Origin of the sequence: Phyllobacterium sp. SB3, from assembly GCF_040009165.1 — a bacterium.
Lineage (GTDB): Bacteria > Pseudomonadota > Alphaproteobacteria > Rhizobiales > Rhizobiaceae > Phyllobacterium.
On the sequence record NZ_JBDYKI010000018.1, the window covers coordinates 1 to 4,580 of the forward strand.

5 protein-coding genes are annotated in these 4,580 nt (G+C 59.3%); 1 reads left to right on the forward strand and 4 read right to left on the reverse strand.

The genetic code is table 11. The annotated features are described in order from the left end of the window. Positions 1-1,152: ROK family transcriptional regulator (locus ABKW30_RS29120; protein WP_348602467.1), on the forward strand; the 1,152-nt coding region annotated here is incomplete at its 5' end. Between the two features lie 7 nt (positions 1,153-1,159). Here the strand turns inward: ABKW30_RS29120 and ABKW30_RS29125 are convergent. The 4 genes from ABKW30_RS29125 to ABKW30_RS29140 all read right to left on the reverse strand — a co-directional run. Next, positions 1,160-2,170: a phosphosugar isomerase gene (locus tag ABKW30_RS29125; RefSeq protein WP_348602468.1), complete on the reverse strand. Its 1,011-nt coding sequence runs from the start codon at positions 2,168-2,170 to the stop codon at positions 1,160-1,162. Positions 2,171-2,246: 76 nt separating this feature from the next. After that, positions 2,247-3,254, reverse strand: coding sequence for an ABC transporter substrate-binding protein (locus tag ABKW30_RS29130; RefSeq protein ID WP_348602469.1), 1,008 nt, complete (start codon positions 3,252-3,254; stop codon positions 2,247-2,249). Next, positions 3,205-3,990: an amino acid ABC transporter ATP-binding protein gene (locus ABKW30_RS29135; protein ID WP_348602470.1), complete on the reverse strand. Its 786-nt coding sequence runs from the start codon at positions 3,988-3,990 to the stop codon at positions 3,205-3,207. Before ABKW30_RS29135 ends, ABKW30_RS29130 begins: the two co-directional genes overlap by 50 nt. Continuing rightward, positions 3,987-4,580: amino acid ABC transporter permease (locus ABKW30_RS29140; RefSeq protein ID WP_348602471.1), on the reverse strand; the 594-nt coding region annotated here is incomplete at its 5' end. The genes ABKW30_RS29135 and ABKW30_RS29140, both read right to left, overlap by 4 nt.

Below are 4,580 nucleotides of genomic sequence, written 5' to 3' on the forward strand. Positions count from 1 at the left end.
GTCCTGAAAATGATCTCGCGTTCCGGACCGGTTACAAGGCCGCAACTGAGTGCCGCGCTCGCTTTTTCCAAACCAACGATGTCCGCTGCAGTCGGCGAACTCGAAGCCCATGGACTTGTGGCTTCGAACGGTGTTGCAAAGGGCGCCGTTGGCCGCACCGCGGTAACGTATGGACTCGGCGCCGGCGCTGGTTTTGCGATCGGCGTCGATTGTGGAACGACCCAGATCCATGCGATGGCCTCGAAGCTCGATGGTCAGAATTTTGTCGAGTTGCGGCAGCCGGTTGGCGTTGATGGCGAAAATGCCGCGCGGCGGTTCCGGGCGATCGAAACGGCTGTCCAATCTCTGTTGTCGCAATGCGGGAAAAGCCATGGGCCGCTGCGGGTTATCGCAGTTGCTTTGCCCAATATAATTTCGCAGACGCTCGAGCGACTTCCAGCGCGCGATGATTTTGCGCAGATGTTACAGAGGCTGCAGAAGTCTTACAATGTGCCGATTGTGGTTGAGAATAATGTTAATTGCGCAGCGCTGGCCGAGTACCATGAGGGGGCGGCCAAGCATCATTCCTTTGCCATCTACCTGCAGATCGGCGTCAAGGTCGGTGTGGGGATTGTCCTGGATGGCAAGCTATTTCGCGGGTTCCGTGGCGGTGCGGGCGAGGTGGGGCATTTGCCTTTTCCCTGGTCCGAAACGGAAAAGCCCCGCTTTCAGCACGTTGAGACCTACTTGGGCTCGGTGCAGCTTCTGCAGCGTTGCAAGGAGAATTGGCCTGCATCGGAAGGCGGACCACCGGTTTCGACTGCCGAACTGTTCTCTCTCGCCCAGACTTCTGACTATGCACGGTGGTGCGTCGAACGCCATGCAAACGATGTCGGCAATCTGGTCGCCGCCTGCGTCAGCGTCCTTGATCCTGAACTGGTGGTACTCGGCGGCGGCGTTGGACAGAATACGGCCCTGCTTGAAGGTGTCGACAAGGTTGTGAAGGAGCTTTGCTGGCCGGTGGAGATCAGGGCCAGCGAACTTTCCAACCAGGCGACGGTGCTCGGCGCGATGCGTCTGGGCGTTGATTTCGCCATGGCCGGTCTGCTCGGGGAAGACAACAGCGCCGCCTTCCTTTACCCGGGGACTTTGGCGGAACCTGTCCGCCAATAAGAGTCAATCAGCCAACCACGAGCTTGGTATCCGTCTGGCGGTAACGGAAGTTGCAGACGGGGAGCCCCGCACCCTCAGAAAGCGTGGCGACAATCAGCTGCGCCGGAATGGCCTGGAGGATGGCATCGCCAATACCGGGGCTGAAAGCGGGTACGTTGATGACGACGAGATTGTCAGTGTCGGTCACGTCACTGCGACCTGTGATCAGCACCGCCGGAATGCCGAAGCTGGCGAGGTCCTTGGCGAGCTGCACTTCGCGGCCATCGCCAAAAAGAATGACACCGGTATTCTTGTCGTTCGGTTCCATTGGCCCGTGCAGGAAGTTCAGCGTGTCCCAGTCCTGGGCGGAAATACGGGCCGCTTCGCGGATCAGCAGCGAAATATATCCCGCCGTCCCATAGGCACAGCCAGCCCCGACGCAATCGATCGCCTTGCATCCGCCAAGCATCTTCGCAGCCTTCTCGACCTGCGGTTTGACCATTTCGAGAACTGACTGCGCTGCCGGGGACAGCGCCGTCCAATCGGTGCCGGAAGGACGCCCCGCCTTGTCCGCAAGCAATGCTGCCGCCAGCAACGAGCCAAGATAGCTTGTGGTGTTCGGACCGCTGTCAATGCCGCTATTCGTTGGGATCATGTGGCGCACGACCTTGGAGAGCGGTGTCATGTCCGCCATCGCGACGCCGTAGGTCGGCTTGTCCGGACGCACTTCCATCGCCGTTGCTGGTTCTATGCTGCGGCCGGAAGCGGAAAATGCGATATAGGCATCGCCCGCTTCTATGGATGGGTCGTAAAGATCTGTTGCTGCAAGCGCAAAGGCACGGATACCTTGATTGCGCATCTGTACCGCCGCGACGATTGCTGCGTAGAGACTGGCGCCGATGCCAGCGAGCACGATCGTTCCCGACTTCAGCGGCACAAGATCGATCGTATCCAACGTCTCGGAAATGCTCTTCAGGCTGGCTTTTAGAGCGGTGGGCTGCAGGGCGATGGCGTCGCGGTAGGGGACTCTGTCGGTCATTTTTCATTCCGTATGCTGATGGGGAGTAAAGGCCGGAAGACGTTTTGCCTTCCGGCCGCTTGGGAGAAAGTGCGTCTTAGTCCAGCTTCAGATAGTCGGCGAACCGGGCGGCATCGTTGATGGTGATCTTGTCGAGCTTGTTCTCGCCAAGGCCCCATTTGTCGAAGATTTTGCCGTAGGAGCCGTCATCGATCATCGATTGCAGCGTGGCGGCGAGGGCGTCGCGCAACTGGTTGCTTTCCTTGCTGACGAGCACGGCCTGATACCCGACGGCATATTGCGCACCAGGAATGAGCTCGATCTTCTTGTTGCCTTCCGGCTGATGCTGCAGGCTGTATGCGGCAACGCCGGTCGTATCCATGGAGAGATCGACGCGTCCGCTTTGCAGCGCAATCTTGATCTGGTCGTTGGAGGGGAACTGCATCACATTGAGCGGTTTGTCTGCTGGGCAGAGGCCCTTCTGCTTGTCGAGAAGTTCGAGCGGAATGGAGCCCTGGACGGCGCCGGCGTTCAGACCGCAAGCGTCTTTCAGTTTGTGAATGTTCTTCGGGTTGCCCTCAAGCACGATGATGCTGGTGCCTTCAAGCATGTAGTTGACGATATCGACGATCTTTTCGCGCTCGGCGAAGTCGCCGAAGGCTGACATGCCGATGTCGAAACGGCCGGCCTGGATACCCGGAATGATGCTGGCGAACTGCGCTGGCATATCGGTGAATTTCACGCCAAGACGCGCGCCCATCTCGTCGCGCAGCTCGCGTTCCAGTCCGGTGATGGTCTTGTTATCTTCGCCGTAGAAATCATACGGCGGCGTTTGCGGCTCTGTTCCGACCTTGATCTCGCCGGCGGTCTTGATTTTCTCCGGAAGCATGTCGTGCAGCTTCTGGTCGATGCCAGCGGCGAAGCCCGCCGTGCCGGCCATGAGGACGGCAAGGGTTGCAAGAGACAGTTTTAACAATCTGGTATTCATGGCATTCCCCTTTTCTTGATGCACGTGAAAGACGTGCGGCCCCTCAGACAAATGATTGCCGATCCGGTCAGTGCATTCGCCTGAGAAATGTTTTGGTTCGCTCATGTTGCGGCGCATCGATGACCTGCCGCGCCGGACCTTCCTCGACCACGACGCCCTGATCCATGAAGATCACGCGGTCGGCGACCTCCCGTGCGAAGGCGAGTTCATGGGTGACGACGAGCATGGTCATGCCGTCAGCTGCGAGCTTGCGCATGACCGCCAGCACTTCGCCGACGAGCTCCGGATCGAGCGCCGAGGTCGGCTCGTCGAACAGCATCAGCTTCGGGTTCATGGCCAGCGCGCGGGCAATGGCGACCCGCTGCTGCTGACCGCCGGAAAGCTGGTAAGGGTACGCGCCCTCCCGGCCTTCGAGATCGACGAGCTTCAGCAATTGCCTGGCGCGGGCGAAGGCCTGCTCGCGCGACTGGCCGCGGATCAGCATCGGCGCCTGCGAGATGTTAGTGAGCACGTCATGATGCGCAAAGAGATTGAACCGCTGGAACACCATGCCTATGTCTTCGCGCTGCCGGGCGAGCTCCTTGCCGCTCATCTCATAGAGCAGGTCACGTCGCTCATTGTAGCCGATTAATTGGCCGTCAACGAGGATGCGCCCGCCGGTCATGCGTTCGAGATGGTTGATACAGCGCAGGAAGGTCGATTTGCCGCTTCCCGACGGTCCAAGCAGACAGACGACTTCGCCCTTGCGGATCGTCAGGTTGATGCCCTTCAGCACCTCGTGTGCACCGAATGATTTGCGGACGTCGTGGGCTTCGACCATGGCAATGTCGGTTGTTGGCGATAAATAGGTCATCCGTTGCTCCCCTCGGCGCGAAGCAAGCGCAGGGTAGCTCGCCAGGCCATCGGCGCCTCGCCGGTTGACCGGCCGAGCCGGCGTTCGATCATATATTGCAGGCTGGATGCGACCGTCGTCATCACGAGGTACCAGATGCTGGCAACGATCAGCAGTTCGATGATGAGGAAGTTCTTGGCGTATATATTCTGGGCGCGGGTCAGGAGATCCTGCGCCGCCACCACCGAAACCAGTGAAGTCGTCTTCAACATCGAGATGGTCTGGTTGCCGATCGGCGGTATGATGACCCGCAACGCCTGCGGAAAAATGATGCGCAGCATCGCCTGCGTCGGCGTATAGCCCAGCGCCTTGGCCGCCTCCTGCTGGCCAGTATCGACCGCCATCAAGCCCCCGCGCATGATTTCCGCCATATAGGCCGCCTCGTTGAGGCTGAGGGCAAGCAACGCGGCGACAAAGGCAGTGATGATCGAGTTCGTGTCGAAATGGATCGAGCCGATATCGATACTGGGGATGAAGAGCTGAATATTAAACCAGAAGATGATCTGAACGAGCAGCGGCGTACCGCGGAAGAACCAGATGTAGAGGCTGGC

Coding starts and splice junctions, on each gene's coding strand:
- ABKW30_RS29125 (WP_348602468.1), bottom strand. CDS start 2,170: ATGACCGACAGAGTCCCCTACCGCGACGCCATCGCCCTGCAGCCCACC.
- ABKW30_RS29130 (WP_348602469.1), bottom strand. CDS start 3,254: ATGCGCCGCAACATGAGCGAACCAAAACATTTCTCAGGCGAATGCACT.
- ABKW30_RS29135 (WP_348602470.1), bottom strand. CDS start 3,990: ATGACCTATTTATCGCCAACAACCGACATTGCCATGGTCGAAGCCCAC.